The sequence below is a fragment of the Pseudactinotalea sp. Z1739 genome (assembly GCF_049725055.1).
GTDB lineage: Bacteria > Actinomycetota > Actinomycetes > Actinomycetales > Beutenbergiaceae > CALKWS01.
The window spans coordinates 197,712-222,458 of the sequence record NZ_JBMPQA010000002.1; the positions used below are offsets into that span (position 1 = coordinate 197,712).

Sequence of the window (24,747 nt, forward strand, 5' to 3'; positions counted from 1 at the left end):
ATCAGCGGTCCGAACCGGTGCGACGGCGGATCGCCATGAGATGCTCCTGCAGGTCCAGCAACGGTTCGCCGTGCTCGTCCTGGTGGACCCGCCGCCAGTGCGGCTCGCCCTGATCGCCGGTCGCCAGCCACCATGAGGCGGTGCCGTCGTCGACGGAGAGGTCCAGCAACGAGACCAGGTCGTTGACCTGACCGGGATCGACCACCCGGACCAACACCTCCACCCGTCGGTCCAGGTTGCGGTGCATCAGATCGGCACTGCCGATGTAGACCTCGGGGTCACCGTCATTGGCGAAAGCGTAGATACGGGAGTGTTCCAGGAAGCGGCCCAGGATGGACCGGACCCGGATGTTCTCGCTCATCCCCGGCACCCCGGCCTTGAGCCCGCAGATGCCGCGCACCACCAGGTCCACCGGCACCCCGGCGGCCGAGGCCCGGTAGAGCGCATCGATGGAGGCCTCGTCCACGATGGAGTTCATCTTGAACCGGATCCAGGCCGGCTTGCCGGCCTTCTTGTTGGCGATCTCCCGTTCGATCCGCTCCAGCAGGCCGGCGCGGATGGAGCGGGGGGCCACCAGCAGCCGGTGGAACTTGGACTTGGGTGCGTACCCGGACAGTTGGTTGAACAACCGCGTCAGGTCCTGGCCCACGTCGCTGCTGCAGGTGAGCAGCCCGTGGTCCTCATAGTGCCGGGCGGTCTTGGGGTTGTAGTTGCCGGTGCCCACGTGGCAGTACCGGCGCAGGCCGTCGGCCTCCTGGCGAACCACCAGGGAAAGTTTGCAGTGCGTCTTCAGGCCCACGATGCCGTACACCACGTGCACCCCGGCCTGCTCCAACTTGCGCGCCCAGGAGATATTGGCCTGCTCATCGAACCGGGCCTTGATCTCCACGATCGCCAGCACCTGCTTGCCCGCCTCTGCGGCGTCGATGAGGGAGTCCACGATCGGGGAGTCCCCGGAGGTGCGGTACAGGGTCTGCTTGATGGCCAGGACGTCCGGGTCGGCGGCGGCCTGGGACAGGAACTGCTGCACCGAGGTGGAGAAGGAGTCGTAGGGGTGGTGCAGCAGGATGTCGCGGTTGCGGATCGCCTCGAAGAAGTCGGTCGGGTTGGCCGACTCCACCTCGGCCAGACCACGGGCGGTGGTGGCCACATGCTTGGGGTAACTCAGTTCGGGCCGGTCCAGGTCCGCCACCAGGTTCATCCCGGTCAGGTCCAGCGGGGCGGGAACGTCATAGACGTCGGACTCCGAGACCGACAACTCCCGGATCAGCATCTCCCGCAACCGCGGGGCGAACCCGGCGGCCAGTTCAAGCCGCACCGGTGGACCGAAGCGGCGACGCAACAACTCCTTCTCCAGCGCCTTGAGGAGGTTCTCCGCGTCGTCCTCCTCCACCTCCAGGTCCTCGTTGCGGGTGACCCGGAAGGCGTGGTGCTCCACCACGTCCATCCCGGGGAAGAGGTAGTAGAGGAAGGAGGAGATCACCTCTTCGATCGGGACCAGCGAGGTCACGCCGTGATCGTCCGGGGCATCCTGCACCCGGTGCGGGCGACCCCGGTGGTCGACTGCGATGAAGCGGGGCAGCAAGGGTGGCACCTTGACGCGGGCGAAGTGTTCCTTGCCGGTGGCCGGGTTGCGCACGATCACGGCCAGGTTCAGCGACAGCCCGGAGATGTAGGGGAAGGGATGGGCCGGGTCCACCGCCAGGGGGGTCAGCACCGGGAAGATGTTCTTGCGGAAGTACTTGTGCAGCCGCTCCTGCTCGGCCTCGTGCAGTTCCTCGAAACGCACCGAGGTGATGCCATGCTCATCCAGCGCCGGGCGCAGGACGTCGGCGAACAGGGCGGCATGGCGGGCGGTGAGCTCATGGGCCCTGGCCGAGATCATCTCCAGCACCTGCCTCGGGAGCAGACCGGAGGCGGCGGTGACGGCCATCCCGGTGGCCATCCGCCGTTTCAGTCCAGCCACCCGCACCATGAAGAACTCATCGAGGTTGGAGGCGAAGATCGCCAGGAACCGCACCCGCTCCAGCAGCGGGATGTCCGGGTCCTCTGCCAGTTCCAGCACCCGCTCGTTGAACTGCAGCCAACTCAGTTCCCGGTCGGCGAACCGGTCCGGGGGCAGTTCGACTTCAGCCTCGCCGGCGCGCTCCGGGGCACCGTCGGTCGACACCGGCACCTCCGGCACCTCCGGCGCTTGTGCCAGGGTGGTGATCACCGCACCCTCACGGCTGCCTACGGACTCGCTCATGGCCCTATCGTGGCAGGTCGCTCGCGGTCTGGGGAGGTCGTCGCGGTGTATTGCACGTGAATGGCGTCCCGCTCGAACCCCACGCGCCGGTAGGTACTGATCGCGGCGGCATTGTCACCCTCGACGTACAACTCGAGTCGGTCCGGGCCCGTCCGGGCGAAGTGGTCCATGGCCACCGCAGTCAGCACGGTCCCCACCCCGCGGCCCTGCGCGGCCGGATCGACGCCGAGGGCGTAGATTTCCCCGGTGCGCGCACCGCCGTCGTCGTCGGTGATCTTGACCCACATGCTGCCCAGCAGTTCCCCGCTGCCGGTGTCCTCGGCGAGCCAGAAGGTGGTCGGGTCGAACCAGTCCTGCTGCTGCCGGGCCCGCAGGTCGGCGTGGTCCAGGCGGCCCTGTTCGGGGTGGTCGGCGAACGCTCGGGCGTTCACCTGCAGCCAGGCGTCCTCATCGGCGCCGACCTCGAAGGTGCGGATCCGGAGGTCCTCAGGCACCACCACGGGCTCGATCTGCGCCCGCTGCGGCGACGGACGGCCCATCCGCCAGAGCTCGCGCACCACCACTAGGTCGTGCGCGGCCGCGGTCGCCCTGGCACCCGGGAGGTTCCCGTGGGCCCAGAGACGCACCATGGGGTAGTCGGCTAGGACCGTGCGCACCAGCGCGCTCCCAAGGCCCCGACGGCGAAACTGCGGATGCACGGCGATCTCGGCCGAGTCCTGACCCACCTGGGCGAAGCCGGCCAGTACGTCGTCCGCGTCGTCAGTGTCGCCGTCGCGGCCCTGTGCGGCGCCGTCACCGCCGGGAATGAGGTACCGGGGCCTGCCCGGGCGAGTCAGGGTGAGCAGGGTGTCCTCGTCGAAGGCGGCCACGCCGTCGTCGGTCTCGACGTCTCGGGCAAGGTTCCGCACCGCCTCCACCTGGGCAGGACTCAACTCCTGCGTGCGCACCGGCTCCATCAGGTGAGCCGTCCGGCTCGGTGCAGCGATGCGGCCTCCTCCAGTTCCGCCGCCGTGTCCAGCAGCGACCCGGCGCGACGGGTGAGGATCTGGGCGGTGTCGGCGTCGTGGGTCTCCACCCAGTCCGCATCCAGGGCCGAACCTGTGGCCAGCACCCGCAGGAAGGACCCGGCCCGCTCCAGCGCCACACCGAGGTCGCCGCGGTAGACCCCGGACAGCACGGCGTCGAGCATGCGCCGGATCTCCTCGGGTCCCACCGGATCGGCCACACCGGCGACCACGCCGGCCACCTCGGCGCGGTTGGCACCGAGCCGGAACCGCTCCGCGATCGTGTCCGGGTCCCGCCGGCCCCACTCCCGCAGCAGGTACAGCCGCCAGAGTGCCCCGGGCAGTGTGTCCGGGGGGCTCTGGGACCAGATCTCGGCCACCGCCTCCAGGCCCTCGGTGTCGACCAGGGCGATCAGGCGCTCCACCAGTTCGGGGTCCTCGGCGCCCTCCCGACCACCGGAGACCATCGCTTGGGCAGTGGTGTGGGCGATCTCGGAGCGCGCGGCCGGATCCTCCTCCCCGACGATCGCCTCGGCCTGCTCGGGGGTGAGCATCGCCGGGCGGCGGAACCGATGCTGCTCCACGGAACCCTCCCTGGGTCACGGTGTGATTGGTCTGGACGTCACGATACGCCGCAGCGTGATGAGGGCGCAGCCCGGTACCCTGCGGTGGCTTACGGTGACGGCACGGCCTACGCTGGCCGCGGCCCCTAGCTCGAGAGGTACCTCGCGTGCACCGGACGATCCGCGCCGACATCGCCTTCACCATGTCCACCGGTCACACCAGGGTGGCCTTCATGGTGGCCGTGGCCAAGGTGCCCGGGCTGCAGGTCAGCGATGACTTCACGGTGAGCATGGACGGCAGCCCGGTCGAGGTGACCGAGGCGCCAGCCCCCCACCACGGACGCATCCACCTGCTCGACGTCGACGCCGGCGCGGACGCTCCGGGCAAAGTGGAGGTGGCTTACCGCGCCGAGGTGACCGGGGATCCCCGGGCGGGTGCGGAGCAGGCGGAGGAGCCCTCAGCCACCGAGTTGCTCACCTACGTGCGCCCCAGCCGTTACGCCGAGTCCGACCGGCTGCTGCCCACCGCACGCCAGGAGTTCAACGGTCTGCAGGGTCCGGAGTTGCTGGACGCCGTCGCCGCGTTCGTCCACGAGCGCCTCTCCTACGTGCGCGGATCCTCCCACTTCACCGACGGAGCCGTGGACACCCTGCTGGCCCGGCGCGGGGTGTGCCGGGACTACGCCCACCTGGTGGTGGCATTGCTGCGTGGCCTGGATGTGCCGGCCCGGTGTGCGGCCGTGTACGCCCCGGGGCTGTCCCCGATGGACTTCCACGCCGTGGCCGAGGCGTGGGTGGAGGGGCACTGGCAGGTGGTCGACGCCACCCGGCTCGCCCCCCGGCAGTCGCTGGTGCGGATCGCTACCGGGCGCGACGCGGCCGATACCGCGTTCATGTCCTCCTACGGCGCCGGGGTGCGGCTCGGCCCCCAGTCGGTGATGGCCACCCTGGAGGGGGAACTGCCGATCGATGATCACGCCGCCGCGGAGCGGTTGCCCTGACGCGCAGTGGTATCGGGGGCGTAGCGGGCACGGTGCCCACCTGTGCCGTTGCCGACGCCCCCGACGCCGCATCCGGCGGGCCGTGTTACGACCGGTGCACCGACGGCGATACCCTGGGTCCCACGCACGGTGGGAGCATCGCCTGCGCGGGCCTCTAGCTCAATGGGTAGAGCAACGGACTTTTAATCCGTGGGTTCCGGGTTCGAGCCCCGGGGGGCCCACCCAACACCCCCTCTGACCTGCATCAACGCCCTGACCCCTGGGCTGGCACCGGGTGCAGCAGGGCCCTCCCGCTGTGCTCAACCGCTCGGCGAGGTGCCCAGCAGTCCTCTTGCCATGCTCTCCATCTCCTCTGTCTGGGTGGCGAGCGCGAACTCGGCGATCTGGATGGGGAACGCGGCCGCGAGTTCGATCACATGCTCCGTCATGAGTGGCCACGTCCTACCCCCCGACTCGTCGTAGCGGGCGACGAGTGAAGCCAGTTCCTCTTCACCGAATGCCATGTAGTGATAGACGAAGTCGTTCGAGATGTCCGCCACCTTCGCTTCGGTCCAATCGAGGACTCCGGTCACCACAGCCTCAGAGTCGACGAGCAGGTGCCCCGGATGGAGGTCGCCATGGATGAGGCCCGTTTCGCGCGGCCACATCTCCTCGCGTGCAATCCAGGTTTGCCATCGACTCCACAGCGTTTCCTCAACACCGAAAGCGGCACGCACCCGGTGCATCCTCTCGTCCATCGAGGCCCGTAGGCCCTCCGCCTCCGTGAGCGGCAGACCAGCGCGTGCCGCGCGATGTCCCGGGAGTTGGTGGAGTTGGGCCAGCACCTCGGCCAGCGACGCCGTGAACGGTTCAGGTACGCCGGTACCGCTGTTCCCCCACACATAGTCCTGGACCTCGGCGGTGAATCGTCCTGCAGGCGTGCCACCGAGCGATTTGTAGGCGATGAGGTCCGCTTCGCGCACCCGCCAGTGAGGCGTTTCGAATGAGACGAACTCGCGGATGAAGGACAGCGCCCGCTGCTCGGCCATCGCGCGGGGCAGCACGTCGTCTCGTCGTGGAACCCGGAGAACCCACTGGTCTCCGACGGCGTCCTGCGCGAAGAACACCTCGAGATCCAGGCCCGAACTATTGCGCTCCAGCGACTCGGGCCTGATCTCGATTCCGTACCCGGCGGTGAGTTGCAGAACGCCCGGTTGCTCATCAGGTGCCATGTTGACCCTCCTTCTCGTGAATGCTGTGTCGAGGTCTGTTGCGCTCCTCCTCGAGCAGGTGTGCTGCTGGTCGTTCGTTGGAGAGGGAGCGGTGAACATACAGAGTGTGACATACACAGTGTGGTACGTACACAGTATTGCGGTGAGGCGGTCCTCACGCCCGTGGCCGCGGCGCCGGCGTGTGCGGGCACCCGGGAGTCAGGTGCTCCGCCGCACCACCAGGTCGGCCGGAAGCGTCAACGACGCCTGGTCCCCGCCGTCCATCACCTGGAGGAGCAGGTCGATCATCTCGGCACCGATCCGGTCGAACGGCTGATGCATCGTCGTCAGGGGAGGGTCGAGCCGGGCTGCCGGGCCGGTGTCGTCGAAGCCGGCGACGCCGGCATCACCCGGGACGTTCAGCCCGTCTTTTCGCAAGGTCGTCAATGCGCCCGCCGCCATCAGGTCCGAGGCGGCGAGGACCGCGTCCAGGTCGGGCACCCGATCCAGCAACTCGGCCATCGCTCGGGCGCCCGAGTCCAGGCTGTTGGCGGACTGAGTGCCCGACGAGGAGGATCTGCGCGTGCTGCAGGTGCCGCTGGTGGTCGACGGCGTCGCGCCGGTGCGCGGCAACTACCTGCTCGGCCACCACCGCGACGGCGATCGGCGGCAGCGCCTGCGGTGCGGGCCCACCGCGCACGGCGGCGACGGCCAGGTCGCACCGCGGCTCGTGGCACGGGCAGGCCAGCCGGTCGAGCACCGCCACGTGTGCCCCCAGGTGTCAGGTCACGGGTCGACGTTCATCGCGAAGATGTTCTCGGCCACCGCGCTCCACAGGGAGAACGCCGCGACCCCGTAGCCGAATGCCCGATACCGCGGCCCCCAGCGGCGACCCCGGCCTGGCGGCCGCGAAACCAGGGCCAGCCCGCCGGCGAGATTCGCGGCGCCCCACACCAGGTTCGCCCACCGGCCCGACGTTCGCCCGCCCAGCGGACTCATGTGCTGGTGTCCGGCGGCGGCGGTGGCCAGATGAGGCAGGCTGTTCGCGCAGAGCACCCCGGAGATGAAGGACCTGACGTTGTCCCGTTGCATTCCTCGAATCTAGCGCCGCGCGCTCGGCGCAGTCCATCAGGAATATCGGCTTCTCCGGGCCCCTGCTGTGGAACTCGACGTCCTGATCAAGCCGGGGTCGCGCCCGCGGGTGTGGTCGATTGCGCGCTGGGTCAGGACAACACGTCCTTGGTGGCGAACCGTCCGTAGGCCAGGGCGCCGAACACCGCCACGTAACCCGTCTGCAGCAGTGCACTGTCGACGAAGGAGCCCCAGGCGATCGGTTGGCGCAGGAGGTCGGCGAAGTCCATCCAGTAGTAGTTCAGCAGCCACGGGTGCAGCCATGCCAACTGGTCGAGCGCCCCGAGCACCTGCATCACGATCGCCACCACGACCGTGGCCGCCATCGCTCCCACCGGCACCACGGTCAGGGTGGAGATGAACAGTCCGACCGCGCCCAGCCCCAGCATCGACACACTCACGAATGCGCCGACGAGAAGTGCTCGCCCGAGCGCCTCCCAGGCGCCGATGGTGTCCCCGGACAGCAGCGGCACCGGGCCGACCGGGAAGAGCAGTGCCCCGATCACCGACCCAGCCGTGACGATCACCGCCGTGGCGAGCACGCAGAACATCGCAATGCCCGCGAACTTGATCAGGAGCAGCCGGCCCCGCCGCACCGGCGCGAGCAGCAGGTACCGCAAGGTGCCCAGCCCGGCTTCACCGGCGACCGCATCCCCGGCGACCACCCCGACGGTCAGCGGCAGGAACAGAGGGATCGTCACGACCAGCGCGGTGATCGAGACGAACAGCCCGTTCTGGGTGACCCGGTCCAGGAACGGCGGCCCCTGGCCGGGCTGCACCGGGTCGGCAGAGACCCTGACCACCACAGCGATGAGCACCGGGATCGCGGCGAGCGCCACGAGCATCGCCCAGGTGCGGCGCCGCCGCAGCAGCAGCGTCAGTTCCGATGCCCACATCGACCAACCGCTCCCGCCCGCTCCGGCCGCGGGACCGGTACGCCCGGCGTCCTCGGCCTTCGCGGTGGTCGGCGTGCTCCGCCCGTCCATCGCCTCACCCGGCAACGTCGAACCCCTCCCCGGTCAGCGCGACGAACCGCTCCTCGAGCGTTTCGCGCACGACGCCGAAGCCCCGGAGCCGTACCCCGCCGGCGACGAGTTCGGCCGCGATGGTCTCCGGTAGGTGTCGCTCCTGCAGAACCGCGGTGACGACGGCGACGCGTTCCGGCGTCGAGGAGGCCGGAGTCGTCGCAAGGTCGGTCGCCGCGTCCGCAGCGTTCCCCGTCCCCGGTCCCTCGTCGTCGGAGGTGCGCAGTCCGATCCGGGACAGCACCGCGCGGGCGCACTGCGGGTCGGGCGTGACCACCCGCACCCGCGCCTGCCCCAGATCCTGCAGTTCGGCCAGGCTGCCCTGGGCGACCAACCGGCCTCGGCTCATCACTCCGACATGGCTGCAGGTCTGCTCCACCTCGGCCAGCAGGTGGCTGGAGACCAGCACGGTCGCCCCCTCCCCGGTGAGGGACCGCACCAGCGTCCGCACCTCCCGGGTGCCCTGCGGGTCCAGCCCGTTCGTCGGTTCGTCGAGCACGAGCAGTTCCCGTGGCGTCAGGAGGGCGCCGGCGATCCCGAGTCGCTGCTTCATGCCCAGGGAGTAGGCGCGCACCCGCTTGGTTCCGGCGTGACTCAGACCGACCTTCTCCAGTGCCGCCGCCACGCGGGTCTCCCGGGTGCGGGGCGGGGCGGCAGGGTTGGCCGCATCCAGGCGCCGCAGGTTCGCCGCACCGGACAAGTAGGGATAGTGCGCGGGTCCTTCCACGAGGGCGCCGACTCGTGGCAGGACCTCACCCAGGCCCTGTGGAATGTGGTGCCCGAGCACGTGCGCGGTGCCGGCCGTGGCCGAGGCCAGCCCGAGCAGCAGTCGGATCGTGGTGGTCTTGCCCGAGCCGTTGGGCCCGAGGAACCCGAACACACTTCCGCGCGGGACCACGAGGTCGAGGTCGTCGACGGCCTTGTGCGTACCGAACGTCTTGGTCAGGCCCTCGGTGCGGACGGCGAGTTCGGTCACGACCCGGCGAGGGACTGCAGGTACTCCGGGGTGACGGCACCGATCAGGGCCTGCCCGTCGTCGGTTACCAGCACGGACAGCAGGTTCGTGGACAGCAGACGCCCGGCGCCGGTGTCCTGGGTGAGTTCGCGGACGAGTGGATCATCCAGTGCGCCGGATTCGTCCACCGGCAGCACCAGGACCGCGTCCCAACCCTGCCCGATCACCTCGTGGCCGTCCGGCTTCTCGGGTGCCCCGGTCCCGGCCCCCTCCGGGCACGGCGGGAGTTCCACCTCCTCCACGCTCGCCCCGGCGGGCGGGGTGAAGTCGAAGAGCGTGGCATCGGGGGTCTCGAACGTGATCGCGCTGTACTGGGCCCGAACCGCCGGTTCGTCCTGGCCGCGGGCGTGCACGGTGACGCCCAGCGGGAAGCCCGTCTCTGCGTCGACGGCCAAGGCCACCTGCTCCACCAGGGAGTGTCCGCTGCCGGGCGCCAGGACCAGGGTGTAGGCCGAACGCCCGGCCACGCGTTCGTCCGCGCCGACGGTGACGTCGGTATCGGTCTCCAGGGCCTGCAGAACGTCGGCGGCGACCTCATCCGGTGTGGGGACCGGCCCGGGGCCAGGCGGCTGGCCGCCGTGGTCGAACCAGGAACCGTGCGGCCCCTGGCCGGGGCGGCACACCTCGTCGCCGGGTGCCGGCAACGCCAGGTGGGTGGCGGCATTCTCACGGGAGTCGTAGAACCACACCTCCTCCTCGGTGCGGATCACGTTCCGTTCGGCCAGATCGTCCAGCACCTGGATGCGCCCCTGCTGCCCGTCGACGTAGACCCGTGCGGTGTGCTCGCCGGTCAGCAACTCCAGGACCTCGCCCACTCCGGAGTCGCCGCGCTGCCCGGCGTTCTCATCACCGGCGCCCTGGGTCGGCTCCGGTGCGGCATCCTCAGCGAGATCCGGTGCCGGCATGCCGCCGCGGTTCCCGTGGCCGAAGGCACCATCCAGGCCGGACAGATCGGGCAGTCCGAGTTCGGTGCTCGTCTGGAACTCCCCGGAGAATGCCTCCACCGAGTGCTCGGCCACCATGGTCAGGACGTCCTCGGGTGACTTCTCGGGCAGGTCGGCCGAACCGGCCTGCGCCGTGAGCCCGACCCCGCCCGCGATCACGACGCCGACCACTGCGGCCGGTAGCCAGCGGTGCCATCTGCGGGTCATCGTGACCTCCTTGAGAGTGCTGGTTCGACCATACGCCCCGCCGTGGCCGCCGACCAGTACTCACCATTCCCGGTGCGATGAGGCGCCCTCGGCGGGTACGGACCTCGGCTGAGCGTTGGCGGTGCTCAGAGTTTGGAGAACATCGCCTCGAAGGAGGGGACGTCGTCGTACAGGTCGCCCGGGCGGGCCTCGTCCCGGGCCGCCACGAGTTCGGCGAATTCGCGACCCGCCCGGCTGATCCGGGCCGGGAGCGGATTGACGTCGTCGGCCTGACCGGACCAGTCGTCTGTGGCGGCGAACACCGCGGTGGTGACCACGTCGGTCCGCAGGTAGGTGAACATCGGCCGGATCGCGTACTCCAGCGCCAGGGAGTGCCGCGCGGTACCGCCGGTGGCCCCCAGCAGTACCGGCATCCCGGTCAGGGCGTCCTTCTCGATGATGTCCACGAAGGACTTGAACAACCCCGACGCTCCGGTGGTGTAGATCGGGCTGACGGCGATGACGCCGTCGGCGGCGGCTAGGCGCTCCAGCACTCCCTTGAGGTCTCCGGAGGGGAACCCGGACAGCATCGCGTTGACGGTGTCGTGGGCGTGGTCGCGCAGTTCCACGACCTCCACCTGCGCCTGGACGCCGCGGGCCTTGAGTTCACTCACGGCGGCCTCGACCAGCCGGTCGGTGAGCAGCCGGGTCGAGGAGGGCTTGTTCAGGCCACCGGAGATGGCGACGATCGTGCGGGTAGTCATCAGGGGTGAGTCCTTTCTTCAGAGTCCGAACGCGGCGCCACGCTGAGCGGCGCCGGCGGCGGCGGTAGCGACGTCGTCCTCGGCTCGGCGGCCGGTCCAGCGGTCCTCGCCGGCCACGTGCTGGCCCTGGGACGTGCCGGCCTCGGCGACCTGGGCCACCCGGTCGGCGTGGCTGGGCGGGTTCGAGGGGACATGCGCCGGACGGGCTGCCTCGTTGATCTCGCGCAGCGCCGGCACGATCTCCTCGGCCAGGATGTCGATCTGCTCCAGCACCGTCTTCAACGGCAACCCGGCGTGATCGACGAGGAACAACTGCCGCTGATAGTCGCCCACGTGCTCGCGCATCGTGGCGTAGCGGTCGATGATCTGCTGCGGTGAACCCACGGTCAGGGGGGTCTCGCGGGTGAAGTCCTCCATCGAGGGTCCGTGACCGTAGACCGGGGCGTTGTCGAAGTAGGGCCGGAACTCGTTCCACGCGTCCTGGGAATTCTTCCGGGCGAAGAACTGTCCGCCCAGGCCCACGATCGCCTGGTCCGCCTTGCCATGGCCGTAATACTCGAAGCGCTTCCGGTAGAAACTGACCATCTTCTTGGTGTGGTCGATCGGCCAGAAGATGTTGTTGTGCAGGAACCCGTCGCCGTAGAAGGCGGCCTGCTCGGCGATCTCGGGGGTACGGATGGAGCCGTGCCACACGAACGGGGGCACCCCGTCCAGCGGGCGGGGGGTGGCGGTGAAGCCCTGCAGCGGAGTGCGGAACTTCCCGTCCCAGTCCACCACGTCCTCGGTCCACAGGCGGCGCAGCAGGGCGTAGTTCTCGATCGCGAGGTTCACGCCCTGGCGGATGTCCTGGCCGAACCAGGGGTAGACCGGGCCGGTGTTACCGCGGCCCATCATCAGGTCCATCCGGCCGTCTGCGAGCACCTGCAGCATGGCGTAGTCCTCGGCGATCTTCACCGGGTCGTTCGTGGTGATCAGGGTGGTCGCGGTGGACAGCGTGATGTGCTTGGTGGTCCCGGCCAGGTAGCCCAGCATCGTGGTGGGCGAGGAGGCCACGAACGGCGGGTTGTGGTGCTCACCGGTGGCGAAGACGTCCAACCCCGCCTGGTCGGCGTGCTGGGCGATGGTCATCATCGCCCGTACCCGCTCGGTGTCGTTCGGCGTGTGACCGGTGGTGGGGTCAGTGGTGACGTCACTGACGCTGAAGATTCCGAACTGCATGGTGCAGGCCTCTCAAGAAACTCGATGCATTTGCATATACACCCCTACAAACATCACCGCCACCGGATCTATTCCGGCACGCTGCCGCCCTCGAGAACGAGCGTTGTGGTCGACGGCGACGTTCCTACCAATCGCCCTCGACCGCCAGGGTCGCCCTCGGCGGGGGTGGCGGCGGGCGCGGTGGCGGCGGGCGCGGTGGCGGCGGGCGCGGTGGCGGCGGGGGTGGTGGCGTGGGGGTGGTGGCGTGGGGCGGGGTCGCGTGTGGGGGCGGCAGGTGTGGCGGGGGCGGGCGTGGGGGAGGGCGTGGGGGGACGGCCGGTGTGGGGTGACCCGACCTTCTGCGGGGTGGGGTTGTTAGACTCGGAGGTCACGACACGGGGTGCCGCCCACCGCGCGGCTGAGATGACACCCGTCGAACCTGCACTAGTTCGTACTAGCGAAGGGAATGTCCATGACTGATGTCTCCGGTCACACCGAATCGGCCGGCCTTCCGGAGGCGGTCGACGTGACAGAGCAGGCCGCACACCTGCTGCGAGTCCTGCGGAAGCACAGCCCGTTGGTGCACAACATCACCAACCACGTGGCTACGAACTTCTCCGCCAACGCGTTACTGGCGATCGGGGCGGCACCGGCCATGGTGGACACGGCCGAGGAGGCGGGGGTGTTCGCCCCGATGGCTTCCGGACTGCTGATCAACCTGGGCACGTTGTCCCATCAGCAGCGCGACGCCGGCCGGGCGGCGGTGAGCGCCGCGAGCGAAGCCGGCACCCCGTGGGTGCTTGACCCGGTGGCGATCGGAGCCCTGCCGTTGCGCACCGGTTTCGCCGCCGAACTGCTCGCCGCCGGGCCCACGGCAGTGCGCGGCAACGCCTCGGAGATCATCGCACTGGCAGGCGCCGGGGCCGGTGGGCGCGGGGTGGATTCCGCAGACGACACCGACACAGCCGCCCCGGTCGCCGCAGCCCTGGCCCGCGAGACCTCGATGGTGGTGGCGGTCTCCGGTGCGCGTGACCTCATCACCGACGGGTCAGCGGCCATCAGGGTCGATAACGGCCACCCGCTGCTCACCCGGATCACCGGCGCCGGCTGCGCACTCGGCTCGATCATCGCCGCGATGCTCGGTGCCCGTGGGACCACCAGCGCGCTGACCGCGGTGTCCGCCGCGCACGTGGTCTACGGCATCGCCGCCGAACAGGCGGCCACCGACGCTCACGGCCCGGGCACGTTCCTGCCCGCGTTCCTGGACGCACTGGCCGGCATCACCCCGGAGCAGGTGATCGAGCAGGCTCGGGTCGAGGTGCTGGCGGCACCTGCGCCGGACCCGCAGGAGGCCTGAATGCAGCCGGGCATCTACCTGGTCACCGACCGCGAGTTGTGCGCACCGCGCGGCGTGCCCGCCACGGTGGCAGCCGCGGTGGCCGGCGGGGTGCACACCGTGCAACTGCGGGACAAGGAGGCCGACCTGGACGATCACCTGCGTCAGTTGACGTACCTCGCCGAGGTGATCGATGGCCGGGCGCGCCTGATCGTCAACGACCGACTCGACGTCGTCGTCGCCGCACGCAGCCGCGGCCTGCCGGTGCACGGGGTGCACCTGGGGCAACTCGATGACGCAGCGGTGGCGGCCCGTGCGGAACTGGGACCGGAGGCGATCGTCGGTCTCACTGCCAATACAGTCGCGCACCTAGAAGCCGTCGCCGCCCTACCCGGGGGCACCGTCGACTACCTGGGAGTGGGGGTGATCCGGCCGACGACGACGAAGACCGACCACCCGGACGCGCTCGGTATCGAGGGGTTCGGCCGGTTCGCCGCCCGGACGCCGCTGCCGTGCGTGGCGATCGGCGGCGTGCGGCCCGAGGACGCCGGGCCGCTGCGGCGGGCCGGGGCCGGCGGGGTGGCAGTGGTCTCGGCGTTGTGTGCGGCGCCGGATCCCGAGACGGTGGCCCGGGGGCTGCGTACCGACTGGGACGCCGCAGGATCCGGCCCGGGCAAGGCCGGCGCATGAGCATTCCGCGCGTCTTGTCCATCGCCGGATCCGACCCCTCCGGCGGCGCGGGGGTCCAGGCGGACATCAAGTCGATCGCGGCCAACGGCGGATACGGCATGGCGGCGGTCACTGCGCTGACCGCACAGAACACCCGCGGGGTCCGGGGTGTGCACATCCCCCCGCCGCAGTTCCTGGTCGACCAACTCGAGGCGATCAGCGAGGACATCCAGGTCGATGCGGTCAAGATCGGGATGCTGGCAAACACGGCCACCATCGAGGTGGTCACCGCGTGGCTGGAGCGCAGCACGGCAGCCTACGTGGTGCTCGATCCGGTGATGGTGGCCACCAGCGGAGACCGACTGCTGGACGCCGATACCTCCGAGGCGCTGTCCGGCCTCATCGCACGGGCCGGGTTGATCACCCCGAACATCCCCGAACTGGCTGTGCTCGCCGAAACCGAGACCGCTGGGGACTGGGAGGAGGCAACGGCGCAGGCGCGCCAGGTGGCCAGGAAGTACGGGGTGAGCGTGCTGGCCAAGGGCGGGCACCTGCCCGGGGAACGGGCCACCGATCTGCTGGTCTGGCCCGGTGGCAGTGTCACCCAGGTGTCCTCGGCGTGGATCGACACTCCCAACACCCACGGCACCGGTTGCTCGCTCTCCTCTGCGATCGCTACCCGGGTGGTCGAGCGCGAGGGCGACTGGGAGTCCGCCGTGCGCGTCGCCAAGGCCTGGCTCACCACCGCCCTGGCCGCTGCCGATGACCTCCAGGTCGGCTCCGGCCACGGCCCCCTGCACCACTTCGCGGGCTCACCCGGGGCCGGTCGCCGCGCCCGGCGCCCGTGAAACCTCAGGCGGGCCGGAACCCGGTGGTCTCCGGGGGCACCTGGTGCCGGATCATCACGTGCCGCATCACCGAGTAGTCCAGCAACGGCTCGATGCTCATGTCCTTGCCGAAGCCCGACCCCTTCACACCCCCGTGCGGGGCCTCCGAAGCGAGCGGCAGGTGGTCGTTGATCCAGGTCACCCCCACCTCCAACCGGTGGCTGACCCGGATCGCCCGGGCCACATCGGAGGTCCACACCGAGGAGGCCAGCCCGTAGGCACTGTCATTGGCCAGAGCCACCGCCTGCTCCTCATCGTCGAAGGGCAGCGCCACCAGCACCGGTCCGAACACCTCCCCCTGGACGAGTTCGGAGTCCTGCGCCGCACCGACCACCAGGGTGGGCGGGTAGAAGAACCCCGGCCCTTCCAGCGGCTCCCCGCCGGTGAGGACCTCGCCCCCCTGGCTCACCGCGCGAGTGACGAAGCCGTGCACCCGCTCCCGGTGGGCGGCGGAGATCAGTGGACCGATGTGGGTCGCTGGGTCGTGGGGGTCCCCGGCCACCACGGTTTCCATGACGGCCCGCAGGGCATCGACCCCCTGATCGAAGATCTCCCGCTGCAGGTAGACCCGGGTCGCGGCGGTGCAGTCCTGACCGGTGGAGTAGGTGGCGCCCATCGCTACGGCGTGGGCCATCTGGGTGATGTCGGCGTCGGAGAAGACCACCGCCGGGGCCTTGCCGCCCAGTTCCAGGTGCACCCGTTTGACGCCCTCGACCGCCCCGCGCATCACGGCCTTGCCGGTCTGGGTGGACCCGGTCACGCTGACCATGTCCACCCCGGCGTGCCCGGCCAGCGCCGCGCCCACATCACCGTCGCCGGTGACCACCCCGAGCGCCCCCTCGGGCAGCCCGCACTCAGCGGCCAGTTCGGCGATCCGAAGGGTGCTGCTCGGCGTCAACGGAGCCGGTTTGATCACCACGGAGTTGCCCGCAGCCAGTGCGGGTCCGATCTTCCACACCGCCATCACCAGCGGGAAGTTCCACGGGGCGATACTGGCCACCACCCCCACCGGGCGGCGCACCATCATCGAGGTGTACCCGTCGGAGAACACCCCGGCCCCGGTGCCGTCGGTGGAACGGGCCGCCCCGGCGAAAAAGCGTAGGTTGTCCGCGGCGAAGGGAATCTCCCCCTCGGCCACCACCGTCCACGGCTTACCGGTCTCGGCCACTTCCAACGCCGCCAGTTCATCGGTGTGCGCCTCCAGCGCATCGGCGAGCCGCAACAGTACCCGCGCGCGTTCGGAGGGGGTCCGCCCGGCCCAGGCCGGCGCCGCCGCACCCGCGCTCGCCACGGCGGCATCGACGTCGTCGATCGTGGACAGGTGCACGGTGCGGGCGACCTCCCCCGTGGCGGGGTTGATCAGGTCCAGAGGTGTGCCCGCGGCGGCCGAGGGCCGTTCGGTGGAGACGGAGTCAGTCATGGGCCGAGCCTCTCACGAGCCCGGTGGCTCGTGGGTTCGCGCACGTCATGAGCCGGCTCGCTCCGCCACACCCTGCCGCCCGATCTCGACCAGCAGGTCCGCCGCCCTGTGCAAGCCGCGCCGGGCCCGGATCCGCTCCCCGATGCGCTCGGCCTCGGCTCGCATCCCGGTGTCGGCCAGCAGGTCGGCCACCGCTTGGCGCAGTTCCGTGGCACTCACCCGGTAGGTGTCCACGCGCCGTCCCAGGCCCTTCTCGTGCACGCGTTGGGCGTTGTCGTACTGGTCCCAGAACAGCGGCATCAGCACCATCGGCTTCCCGAAGTGCAGCGACTCGGTGACGGTGTTGTTGCCGCCGTGGGTGATCACCAGGTCCACCTTCGGGATGATCGTGGTCTGCGGGAGGAACTCCGCGCCCCACATGTTGTCGGCGAGTTCGATCTCGGCGTGCAGCGGGCCCTTGGAGACGATGATGTGGTAGTCGGTCTCGGCCAGGGCGGCGATCACGCTGCGCATCAGCCCCACGTCGGCGCCACCGAGGGAGCCGAGGCTGAAGTAGATCAGCGGTTTGGATCCGTCCAGGAAGTGCGCGGGGATGTCCGCCTCGGCCTCGGTCTCGCGCACCGCCGAGTCGATCCGGTACCAGGTCGAATCCAGCGGACGGGCGTCGGTGTAGTCGATCTCGGCGGGGTACAGGTACAGGTTGCGGTCGCCGGCGTGGCTGAACTCCAGGTAGGGCAGCGGCGGAGCACCTTGTTCCTGCACCCAGGCGTTGAAGTCCTCCCACACCTCCCGGTGGGAGCGCTCGTAGGCCTCGCGGAAGGTGGCCCAGCCTTCCCGGTCGTCCTGCCCCAACCCGGAGAACACCGGGGCGATGTTCTCCCCGGGAACCTCCAGCGGGTTGCAGGAGACCACCCGCACGTACTTCGCCGGGGAGGTCATCAGGGCGGGGAAGGTGAGCACGTTGTCCAGGATCGTCACGTCGGGCTGGTTACGCTCGACCACCTCTCGCAGCGCCGGTGCGGAGTACTTCACCCCCTCGATCAGCGCCTCCAGGATCGGGCGACTCACGGTGGTCAGTTGCTCCTGGGTGCTCTTGAGGAACTCCGGGGAGATCTCCTGGATGTAGTTCTTCCAGAATGCCCCCGCGTCCTGCTCGGCCTCGTCCTGCGCTGGTGGCTCCAGGTCCACCAGGTCCTCGACGAACCCGTGCGGACTGAGTTGGCCGGCCCAGGAGGATTCCGACGCGAAGACCACCCGGTGCCCGCGGCGCACCAGTTCCTTACCGACCCCGATGCAGTTGTTCGTCGGCCCGTAGGCACTCTCCGGTAGGAACAGGAAGGTCAGGGATTCTCTTGTCACGGACGTCTCCTCATCGATGTGCGCCTGGCTGCGCAAGCCTAGCCCGAGCTTGAACATCGCCGCTGCCCCCACGCGTGTCAACGCCTGCTCGCGTCCGACAGCGGGCGGGACCTGAGAGGCTGTGGCCCATGGACGTGGTGAGGACCCGGCACGGGCGCCTGGCGCTGGACGAGGACGGGCGGGTGCAGGCGCTCAGCGCCCGTGGTGTGTCGGCCCGTGCCGGCGACGGACTGGCTGCGGACCTGGTGAATGCCATCACGGCAGGGCCGGCCGACGACGACGCACCCGCGCCGTCTGCAGGCGCCGCCTCCGTAGCACCCACCCCGCCCGACCAGGCCCGCGCGGCCGGTCTGCCGGCCACCCAGGGACATGTGGAGATCACCCGGCCCGGCCGGTACGCGACCGGACCGTCCGTCGCCGGTCCTGCGCCGTCGTCCGCCGGCCGGTCACGACCTCTCACCGGCGCGGACGAACGCGATTTCGGGGTGGACATGACCAACTGGTCGGTCGCCGTGGGGCAATCCGTGGTCAAGGTGATCCACGCCTGGGGCAGCGCCGACCGGGCCGGGGTGATCCTGGACCACCTGGCCTCGATCGGCTCGGGCGTCACACCGGCGCTGCGGGGCCGGCTGGACTGGGTGCACCCGCGGGGCCGGGCCACCGTGGCGATGGTCACCGAACTCATTCCCGGCGCCACCGACGGGTGGACCTGGGCGGTCGATGACGTGCTGGCCCACCTGGACGGCGGACCCGAACCCACCTGGCCACGACAGTTGGGAGCGCTCGCGGCCCGGCTGCATACCGACCTGGCCCGGATGGGTCAGGGGCCACCGGCCCATGGCAGACGAGTGCGCGCCGGTGCACACGACGCGCTCACCGAGGCCTTGGCGGTCACCGGCGGCGACGCCGGACGGCGCCTGCGCGATCGCCGCGGCGTCCTGGAGCAGCTGCTGGACACCATCCCCGATGACCTGACCGCGCCCACCATCCACCTGCACGGCGACCTGCACGTTGGACAGGTGCTGCGTGCGAACGAGCGCTACTGGGTGATCGACTTCGACGGTGACCCGCAACAGCCCGCGGCTCAGCAGCACCGTCGCGACCTGGCGGCGCGGGACGTGGCCCATCTGCTCACCTCGGTGGAGCTGGTGGCCTCAGTGTGTGCGCGACGACGCGACGGCGCGGAGCAGACCCTGCGCACCTGGGCCGGCGCCGGGCGTGCACAGGTGTTGGCCGCCTACCGGGCCGAGTTGGCGGCGAGACAGTCCTGCGGACTCCTCGACGCCGCAGCGCTGGAAGGGCTGATCGTGGCGCAACTGTTGCGCGAACTGACCTATGCCGCCACGTACCTGCCCCGCTGGCAGTACGCCGCCGACGCCGCGCTGACCTTCCGCTACGGGGGATGATGGGGCCATGGACGTCACCCGCTTTCACGAAGACCTTGCCCTCGTCCCGCACCATCTGGAATCACTTGCCGGGGCACTCGAGGCGGGCCTGCCCGGTGTGGACCTGCTTCCGGCGGCCAGCCGGGTCCTGGTGCTGGGGATGGGATCTAGCGCCTACGCGGCCGGGGTGGTGGCTCAGGCCGCCCGCGCGCAGGGGGTCGCGGTGGAGGTATCGCTGGCCAGCGCCGAGCTGCTCCCACCCCCGGCGCCGGACCTGGTGGTGATCGCAGTCTCGGCCACCGGCGGCAGCGCCGAGGTACTGCACGCCGTCACCCGTTACGCCGGGACCGGCCGGCTCGTGGCGGTGACCAACAAGACCGACTCCCCTCTCGCCGAGGTGGCGGACGTCCTCGTCCCCCTGACCGCGGGGGTGGAGGCCTCCGGCGTGGCCTGCCGCACCTTCCGGCACACGGTCGTGGTGCTGTCGGAGGTGTTGCGAACCTACGGGTTCACCCCGACCGTGGCGCCGGCGGTGAGCGCTCGCCGGGCAGCCGGCGCCAACGCCGAGTTGCTCGAGGGGGCCCCGGCCTGGCTGCCGCAGGTGAGCAGCACGCTGCTGGGACCCCACGGCACGTTCCTGCTGGCCCCGCTGGAGCGGCTGGCCAGTGCCCAGCAGGGCGCGTTGATGATGCGGGAGGTACCACGTCGGCCGGCGTGGGCCAGTGAGACCGGCGACTGGGCACACGTGGACCTGTACCTGGCCCGCACCCTGGACTACCGGGTGCTGCTGTTCGCCGGTTCCCGCTGGGATGGCCAGGCCCTGGACTGGTTGGAGCACCGCGGTGCCACGTTCGTCTCCGTGGGAGCGGACCTGCCCGGCGCCGCGCACGTGGTGCGCTACGCCGGGGATGAGGACCCGCTGGTGGCGGTGCTCAGCGAGGTGCTGGTGGCCGAACTCGTGGCGGCACGGTGGCACGAGGCGGACCCGGACTTCACGTGGAGCGGCCGGTAGCTGAAGAGCGCTGACCGCTACGGGTTGGCCCTGCCGGCGAGGTGGGTCAGGAATCGAATCCCACGCCGAAGCGGTCGGCCAGGCGCAGCAGGAAGGTGTCCCGGCCGTCGTGGCGGGCGTCGGACTTGGCCACCGCCCGGCGCATCAGCTGGATCAGCGGATAGGCCAGCGGCTCCGGTGGCACCGGCATCGGTTTGGAGCCCACCATGGCCAGCCGGGTCCGCGGGGTCTCATCGCCCTCGAGCAGGTCGAGCATGGTCTCGGCACCGAACCGGGTGGCCCCCACGCCCAGCCCGGTGAAGCCGGCGCTGTAGGCCACATCCCCGCCCATGGCGGTGCCGTGGAATGCCACCAGGTTCGTGGACATGTCGATCATCCCGCCCCAGGCGTGGGTGAAGGTGATGTCCTGCAGTTGCGGGAAGGTGCTGAGGAAGTGATCGGCCAGGCGCAGGAAGGTCTCGGGTCGTTGCTCCTGCGCGCCGCGCACCTTGCCGCCGCGGTGGTAGATCGCGTCGTAGCCGCCGAAGAGGATCCGGTTGTCGGCGCTCTTGCGGTAGTAGTGGAACTCGCGGGAGGAGTCGGTGATCCCGTGCCGGCCGGTCCAGCCGATCGCCTCCAGTTGGGCGTCGGTGAGCGGCTGGGTCATCAACGCGTAGTCGTAGATCGGCACCGAGAACCACTCGTTCCGGGCCAACAGCGCTGGGAAGCCGTTGGTGGCCAGCGCCACCTTCCGCGCCCGGATGGTCCCGCCGTCGGTACGCACCTGAACGTCGCGGCTGGACCGGACCAGGCCCCGCACGGGGGTGTGCTCATAGATCTGCACGCCCAGGTCCAGACAGGCCCGGCGCAACCCCCAGGCCAGTTTGGCCGGATGGACGAAGGAGTACCCATCCTTCTTGAACCGGCCGGCCAGGTACAGCGGTGAGTCGACCTGCTCGCGCACCTGGTCGCGGTCGAAGAATCGCGAGTCCGGGTCCGGCGAGGCCTGAGCTGCGGCGCGCAGCGGGTCCACCTGATGTTCCTCGGTGGCCACCACCAGGATGCCGGTGTTCTCGTACTCGGCATCGATGCCGTACCGCTCGATGGACCGCTCCAGGCCGCGGAAGTTCGCCCGGGCCACCTGCTCGATCGCGGGCAGCTCCTCGGCGAAGTGGCGGGCGCCGTTGACCTCGCCATGGGTCAGGCTCATCTCACAGAAGCCCCCGTTGCGGCCGCTGGCCGCCCAGCCCGCCTGGCGCGCCTCCAGCACGATCACCGACCGGCCGGGGTCACGTTCCTTGGCGATCAAGGCCGCCCACAAGCCGCAGTATCCGGCACCGACCACCACCAGGTCCGCGCGGGCGTCACCGCTCAGGGCCGGGCGCGGAGCCGGCCGCGCCGGGGAGTCCAGCCAGAACGGGGTGGGGCTGGCGCCGGTGATCTTGCTCTGCAGCCACGCGGCGTCGTGTTGCAGATCGTGGCCATAACCACGCGGCGTTGACGTACTCACTGCGCCACCTCCGCCGACCGTGCGGTGCTCACTGAGGCAGCCGCGTCATCTTTACTTTACCTACCGCCCTGGTCAGGATGGCACCGACGGTGCGGTCGGTGCATACCGACCCCGCCGGGCCGGCGTTCCGCCGGCATCATCGGTCTGATCCCAGGAGCATCCCATGACGACGTCCCCTGCCTACCGCACCCAGAACCCGGCCACCGGGGAGGTGCTGGCTACCTACGATTTCGCCACCGATGACCAGATCGCGGAGGCGCTGGCGGCCTCGGCGCAGGCATTCGGCGAGTTCGCCGCGAGACCGATCGAGGAACGGGCCGCGATCGTGGCCCGGATCGGTGAGTTGTTCACCGAGCGCGCGGATGAGTTGGCGACCACCATCACCACCGAGATGGGCAAGCCGATCGCCGAGTCCCACGAGGAGGTGGAGTTCTGCCGGGACATCTTCGCCTATTACGCCGCCCAGGGGCCGGGCCTGGCCGCCGACCGGGTGCTCACCGAGGCCGACGGTGCGCGCGCCGTGATCCAGCGCCGCGCACTGGGCCCGTTGCTGGGGATCATGCCGTGGAACTACCCCTACTACCAGGTGGCCCGGTTCGTGGCGCCGAACCTGATGCTGGGAAACACGATCATCCTCAAGCATGCCGAGATCTGCCCGGCCTCGGCCCTGGCGGTACAGCGCCTGTTCCATGACGCCGGGGTGCCGGCGGGGGTGTACCAGAACCTGTTCGCCACCCACGAGCAGGTCTCCACCATCATCGCCGACCCGCGGATCCAGGGGATCTCCCTGACCGGCTCTGAGCGGGCCGGAGCGGCCGTGGCCGAGCAGGCCGGGCGGCACCTGAAGAAGGTGGTGCTCGAACTCGGTGGGTCCGACCCCTATGTGGTGCTGTCCAGCTCGGACCCGCGGGCGGCGGCACGCGAGGCGCTGGCGGTGCGGATGGAGAACACCGGGCAGGCGTGCAACTCCAACAAACGCATGATCGTCCTGGCCGATGTGTACGAGGAGTTCGTGGACGAACTGCGCACCCAGGTAGCGGCGTTGACCCCGGCCGATCCGGCTACGGGCGCCGAGGGCACCTACGGGCCGCTGTCCTCGCCGTCGGCCGCTGCGTTGTTGCTGGAGCAGGTGCGCGACGCGGTCGACCACGGCGCCACGCTGCACGTGGGCGGGACCCACCTGGACCGGCCGGGCAACTACGTGGCCCCGGCGGTGCTGACCGACATTCCCGCCGGCGCCCGCGCCTACCGTGAGGAACTGTTCGGACCGGTCGCCGCGGTGTACAAAGTGGCCTCGGAAGAGGAGGCGCTGCGGTTGGCCAATGACTCCCCCTACGGCCTCAGCGGCACCGTGTTCGCCACCGAGCCGGGCCGGGCAGAGGCCTTCGCCGAGCAGATGCAGGTGGGGATGGCCGGGGCGAACGCCCCGGCACCCGAGACCGCGGACATGCCCTTCGGTGGGGTCAAACGCTCCGGCTACGGACGCGAGCTGGGGCCGCTGGGCATGGATGAGTTCGTGAACAAGCGCCTGTTCTACGTCGAGTCCGCCCAATCCTGACCACTGCGAGAGGTTGCGGTTCGGGCCGCAGGCGCGGGTGGGTGCGCGGCGCGTGATCAGGCGCGGGTGTCAGGCGCCGGTGGGTGCGCGCGAACCCTGGCCCGGGTGCACCGGGGGCAAACGCACCGCCAGGAAGGGCAGGAAGGTCTGGGTCAGCGGGCCGATCGCCAGGGCGAACAGCACCGTGCCGACCCCGACCACGCCCCCGAGCATCCACCCGGTGAGCACCACGATCACCTCGATCCCGGTGCGCACCACGCGCAGGCTCACCGGTAGCAGCCGGGCCAGCGCCGTGCTCAGGCCATCGCGCGGTCCCGGCCCCAGCTGGGCGCCGATGTACATCGCGGTGGCAATGCCGTTCAGGACGATGCCTCCGACCATCATCGGGATCCGTGCGCCCAGGGGCTCTACCGCCGGCACCACCATCAGCGCCAGGTCCAGCACGATCCCGACCCAGATCGCGTTGGCGATCGTGCCCACGCCCGGCATCTCCCGGAGCGGGATCCACAGCAACAGCAACAGCAACGACAGGCCGATGAGGATCGTGCCGATACTCAGCGGCAGGTGCCGGGACAGGCCGTAGTGGAGCACGTCCCAGGGCATCATGCCCAGGCCCGCCTGGATCATCACCGCGAGGGAGACACCGAACAGGGTCAGCCCCAGAAAGAGCGTCCCCAAACGCAGCGGCAACCGTCCGGCCCGCAACTGCTGGGCCGGGGTCATCCGCCGCAGACCCAGATCCTCCAAGGAACGACGCACGATCGGACATGCTGCCACACCCCGCCTCCCTGTTGCCGGGGCGTCTCACCGGGCCGGCGGCGCGGTGAGGGGCAGCAGCACAGCCAGTACCCTGGCCGATCATGATCGTGCGTGTGGCGGTGCCGGCCGATGTCACCGCCGCGCCCCGCCGCGAACCTCCCGGCGCCGCGGCCGCCGTCGGGGACGACGCGCGCCGGCGCGCCGGGGAGGCGACCTACCTGGTGGCCCGCGAGGCCGATGAGGTGATCGGTGGTGTACTGGTGGCCCGCGGCGAGTTACGGCACCTGCAGGTTGACTCCCGCGCCCGGGGGCGCGGGGTGGGCACCGCCTTGATCGCAGCCGCCGAGGACCTGCTTCGCGAACAAGGTCACGACCACGCCACCTTGGGGGTGGAACTGGGCAACCACCGGGCCCGCGCCCTGTACTTGCGCCTGGGTTACGTCGCCACCGGACGCACCGAAACCGTCAGTTACGCCGACGTCGCTGACGACGGCACGCGCCGCCGCGCCACCGAGACCAACGAGGAACTGTGCAAGGACCTGAGGTAGCCAGCGGTTGACGACTCCCCCGGTCGCCCCGACGATGAACGCCTAGGCCGGTATCCG

The 24,747-nt window shown here is 70.3% G+C and carries 23 protein-coding genes, 1 tRNA gene and 1 riboswitch; of the genes, 9 read left to right on the forward strand and 15 right to left on the reverse strand.

The features are described from left to right. Position 1 precedes the first annotated feature (1 nt). From ACO0LV_RS03345 to ACO0LV_RS03355, 3 genes are read right to left on the reverse strand one after another with little or no spacing between them, the layout of a single operon-like run. Complete coding sequence (locus tag ACO0LV_RS03345; RefSeq protein WP_424786450.1) at positions 2-2,248, reverse strand: RNA degradosome polyphosphate kinase; 2,247 nt, start codon at positions 2,246-2,248, stop codon at positions 2-4. Then, positions 2,245-3,195, reverse strand: coding sequence for a mycothiol synthase (gene mshD / locus ACO0LV_RS03350; RefSeq protein WP_424786451.1), 951 nt, complete (start codon positions 3,193-3,195; stop codon positions 2,245-2,247). Before mshD ends, ACO0LV_RS03345 begins: the two co-directional genes overlap by 4 nt. Before the next feature lie 8 nt (positions 3,196-3,203). After that, positions 3,204-3,836 (reverse strand): hypothetical protein, encoded by a 633-nt coding sequence (locus ACO0LV_RS03355; protein ID WP_424786452.1) that lies wholly within the window; start codon positions 3,834-3,836, stop codon positions 3,204-3,206. Between the two features lie 146 nt (positions 3,837-3,982). On the opposite strand from ACO0LV_RS03355, the gene ACO0LV_RS03360 reads away from it, so the two are divergent. Then, entirely contained in the window at positions 3,983-4,816 is an 834-nt protein-coding gene (locus ACO0LV_RS03360) for a transglutaminase-like domain-containing protein (RefSeq protein WP_424786453.1), read from the forward strand. A 148-nt stretch (positions 4,817-4,964) separates the two neighbouring features. Further along, a tRNA-Lys gene (locus tag ACO0LV_RS03365) sits at positions 4,965-5,037 on the forward strand. A 78-nt stretch (positions 5,038-5,115) separates the two neighbouring features. On the opposite strand, the gene ACO0LV_RS03370 is transcribed toward ACO0LV_RS03365, so the two are convergent. From ACO0LV_RS03370 to ACO0LV_RS03405, 8 genes are all read right to left on the reverse strand, one after another. Further along, on the reverse strand, positions 5,116-6,126 hold the full coding sequence (locus ACO0LV_RS03370) for a macrolide 2'-phosphotransferase (protein WP_424786454.1): 1,011 nt from the start codon (positions 6,124-6,126) through the stop codon (positions 5,116-5,118). Positions 6,127-6,225: 99 nt separating this feature from the next. Beyond that, entirely contained in the window at positions 6,226-6,639 is a 414-nt protein-coding gene (locus ACO0LV_RS03375; protein WP_424786455.1) for a substrate-binding domain-containing protein, read from the reverse strand. A gap of 153 nt (positions 6,640-6,792) precedes the next feature. Continuing rightward, on the reverse strand, positions 6,793-7,098 hold the full coding sequence (locus ACO0LV_RS03380; RefSeq protein WP_424786456.1) for a hypothetical protein: 306 nt from the start codon (positions 7,096-7,098) through the stop codon (positions 6,793-6,795). Positions 7,099-7,229: 131 nt separating this feature from the next. Beyond that, entirely contained in the window at positions 7,230-8,123 is an 894-nt protein-coding gene (locus ACO0LV_RS03385) for an ABC transporter permease (RefSeq protein ID WP_424786457.1), read from the reverse strand. A 4-nt stretch (positions 8,124-8,127) separates the two neighbouring features. After that, on the reverse strand, positions 8,128-9,138 hold the full coding sequence (locus ACO0LV_RS03390) for an ABC transporter ATP-binding protein (RefSeq protein WP_424786458.1): 1,011 nt from the start codon (positions 9,136-9,138) through the stop codon (positions 8,128-8,130). After that, complete coding sequence (locus ACO0LV_RS03395) at positions 9,135-10,328, reverse strand: LolA family protein (RefSeq protein ID WP_424786459.1); 1,194 nt, start codon at positions 10,326-10,328, stop codon at positions 9,135-9,137. Before ACO0LV_RS03395 ends, ACO0LV_RS03390 begins: the two co-directional genes overlap by 4 nt. A gap of 125 nt (positions 10,329-10,453) precedes the next feature. Next, complete coding sequence (locus ACO0LV_RS03400) at positions 10,454-11,071, reverse strand: FMN reductase (RefSeq protein WP_424786460.1); 618 nt, start codon at positions 11,069-11,071, stop codon at positions 10,454-10,456. Positions 11,072-11,089: 18 nt separating this feature from the next. Beyond that, positions 11,090-12,289 carry an LLM class flavin-dependent oxidoreductase gene (locus ACO0LV_RS03405; protein ID WP_424786461.1) on the reverse strand — a complete coding sequence of 400 codons (1,200 nt, stop codon included), beginning with the start codon at positions 12,287-12,289 and terminating at the stop codon, positions 11,090-11,092. A 365-nt stretch (positions 12,290-12,654) separates the two neighbouring features. Continuing rightward, a riboswitch (TPP riboswitch) is annotated at positions 12,655-12,752 on the forward strand. On the opposite strand from ACO0LV_RS03405, the gene thiM reads away from it, so the two are divergent. From thiM to thiD, 3 genes are all read left to right on the forward strand, one after another. Further along, positions 12,741-13,625 (forward strand): hydroxyethylthiazole kinase, encoded by an 885-nt coding sequence (gene thiM, locus ACO0LV_RS03410; RefSeq protein ID WP_424786462.1) that lies wholly within the window; start codon positions 12,741-12,743, stop codon positions 13,623-13,625. (Overlaps the previous riboswitch by 12 nt.) Beyond that, positions 13,626-14,294 (forward strand): thiamine phosphate synthase, encoded by a 669-nt coding sequence (gene thiE / locus ACO0LV_RS03415; RefSeq protein ID WP_424786463.1) that lies wholly within the window; start codon positions 13,626-13,628, stop codon positions 14,292-14,294. Next, the gene (gene thiD, locus ACO0LV_RS03420; RefSeq protein WP_424786464.1) at positions 14,291-15,121 is read left to right on the forward strand and encodes a bifunctional hydroxymethylpyrimidine kinase/phosphomethylpyrimidine kinase; all 831 of its coding nucleotides are present in this window, start codon (positions 14,291-14,293) and stop codon (positions 15,119-15,121) included. The genes thiE and thiD overlap by 4 nt, the downstream gene beginning before the upstream one ends. A 4-nt stretch (positions 15,122-15,125) precedes the next feature. Here the strand turns inward: thiD and ACO0LV_RS03425 are convergent, their stop codons facing one another. Next, positions 15,126-16,580, reverse strand: coding sequence for an aminobutyraldehyde dehydrogenase (locus ACO0LV_RS03425; protein WP_424786465.1), 1,455 nt, complete (start codon positions 16,578-16,580; stop codon positions 15,126-15,128). A gap of 45 nt (positions 16,581-16,625) precedes the next feature. Then, positions 16,626-17,939 (reverse strand): nucleotide disphospho-sugar-binding domain-containing protein, encoded by a 1,314-nt coding sequence (locus tag ACO0LV_RS03430; protein WP_424786466.1) that lies wholly within the window; start codon positions 17,937-17,939, stop codon positions 16,626-16,628. Positions 17,940-18,067: 128 nt separating this feature from the next. Between ACO0LV_RS03430 and ACO0LV_RS03435 the strand changes: the two genes are divergently transcribed. Together ACO0LV_RS03435 and ACO0LV_RS03440 are read left to right on the forward strand one after the other, a co-directional pair. After that, on the forward strand, positions 18,068-19,345 hold the full coding sequence (locus ACO0LV_RS03435) for a hypothetical protein (RefSeq protein WP_424786467.1): 1,278 nt from the start codon (positions 18,068-18,070) through the stop codon (positions 19,343-19,345). A 7-nt stretch (positions 19,346-19,352) separates the two neighbouring features. After that, positions 19,353-20,336, forward strand: a complete 984-nt coding sequence (locus ACO0LV_RS03440; RefSeq protein WP_424786468.1) for an SIS domain-containing protein — start codon at positions 19,353-19,355, stop codon at positions 20,334-20,336. Positions 20,337-20,382: 46 nt separating this feature from the next. Here the strand turns inward: ACO0LV_RS03440 and ACO0LV_RS03445 are convergent, their stop codons facing one another. Continuing rightward, positions 20,383-21,825 (reverse strand): NAD(P)/FAD-dependent oxidoreductase, encoded by a 1,443-nt coding sequence (locus ACO0LV_RS03445; protein ID WP_424786469.1) that lies wholly within the window; start codon positions 21,823-21,825, stop codon positions 20,383-20,385. Positions 21,826-21,988: 163 nt separating this feature from the next. Here ACO0LV_RS03445 and ACO0LV_RS03450 point away from each other — a divergent pair, with 163 nt between their 5' ends. Further along, positions 21,989-23,383, forward strand: a complete 1,395-nt coding sequence (locus tag ACO0LV_RS03450) for an NAD-dependent succinate-semialdehyde dehydrogenase (protein ID WP_424786470.1) — start codon at positions 21,989-21,991, stop codon at positions 23,381-23,383. A 69-nt stretch (positions 23,384-23,452) separates the two neighbouring features. Here the strand turns inward: ACO0LV_RS03450 and ACO0LV_RS03455 are convergent, their stop codons facing one another. After that, positions 23,453-24,160 carry a YczE/YyaS/YitT family protein gene (locus ACO0LV_RS03455; RefSeq protein ID WP_424786471.1) on the reverse strand — a complete coding sequence of 236 codons (708 nt, stop codon included), beginning with the start codon at positions 24,158-24,160 and terminating at the stop codon, positions 23,453-23,455. An 83-nt stretch (positions 24,161-24,243) separates the two neighbouring features. On the opposite strand from ACO0LV_RS03455, the gene ACO0LV_RS03460 reads away from it, so the two are divergent. Further along, positions 24,244-24,690, forward strand: a complete 447-nt coding sequence (locus ACO0LV_RS03460) for a GNAT family N-acetyltransferase (RefSeq protein WP_424786472.1) — start codon at positions 24,244-24,246, stop codon at positions 24,688-24,690. The last annotated feature ends 57 nt before the right edge of the window (positions 24,691-24,747 follow it).

Coding starts and splice junctions, on each gene's coding strand:
- thiD (WP_424786464.1), top strand. CDS start 14,291: ATGAGCATTCCGCGCGTCTTGTCCATCGCCGGATCCGACCCCTCCGGC.
- ACO0LV_RS03425 (WP_424786465.1), bottom strand. CDS start 16,580: ATGACTGACTCCGTCTCCACCGAACGGCCCTCGGCCGCCGCGGGCACA.
- thiE (WP_424786463.1), top strand. CDS start 13,626: ATGCAGCCGGGCATCTACCTGGTCACCGACCGCGAGTTGTGCGCACCG.
- ACO0LV_RS03450 (WP_424786470.1), top strand. CDS start 21,989: ATGACGACGTCCCCTGCCTACCGCACCCAGAACCCGGCCACCGGGGAG.
- ACO0LV_RS03380 (WP_424786456.1), bottom strand. CDS start 7,098: ATGCAACGGGACAACGTCAGGTCCTTCATCTCCGGGGTGCTCTGCGCG.
- ACO0LV_RS03405 (WP_424786461.1), bottom strand. CDS start 12,289: ATGCAGTTCGGAATCTTCAGCGTCAGTGACGTCACCACTGACCCCACC.
- thiM (WP_424786462.1), top strand. CDS start 12,741: ATGACTGATGTCTCCGGTCACACCGAATCGGCCGGCCTTCCGGAGGCG.
- ACO0LV_RS03400 (WP_424786460.1), bottom strand. CDS start 11,071: ATGACTACCCGCACGATCGTCGCCATCTCCGGTGGCCTGAACAAGCCC.
- ACO0LV_RS03385 (WP_424786457.1), bottom strand. CDS start 8,123: ATGGACGGGCGGAGCACGCCGACCACCGCGAAGGCCGAGGACGCCGGG.
- ACO0LV_RS03460 (WP_424786472.1), top strand. CDS start 24,244: ATGATCGTGCGTGTGGCGGTGCCGGCCGATGTCACCGCCGCGCCCCGC.
- ACO0LV_RS03440 (WP_424786468.1), top strand. CDS start 19,353: ATGGACGTCACCCGCTTTCACGAAGACCTTGCCCTCGTCCCGCACCAT.
- ACO0LV_RS03370 (WP_424786454.1), bottom strand. CDS start 6,126: ATGTTCACCGCTCCCTCTCCAACGAACGACCAGCAGCACACCTGCTCG.
- ACO0LV_RS03345 (WP_424786450.1), bottom strand. CDS start 2,248: ATGAGCGAGTCCGTAGGCAGCCGTGAGGGTGCGGTGATCACCACCCTG.
- ACO0LV_RS03395 (WP_424786459.1), bottom strand. CDS start 10,328: ATGACCCGCAGATGGCACCGCTGGCTACCGGCCGCAGTGGTCGGCGTC.
- ACO0LV_RS03435 (WP_424786467.1), top strand. CDS start 18,068: ATGGACGTGGTGAGGACCCGGCACGGGCGCCTGGCGCTGGACGAGGAC.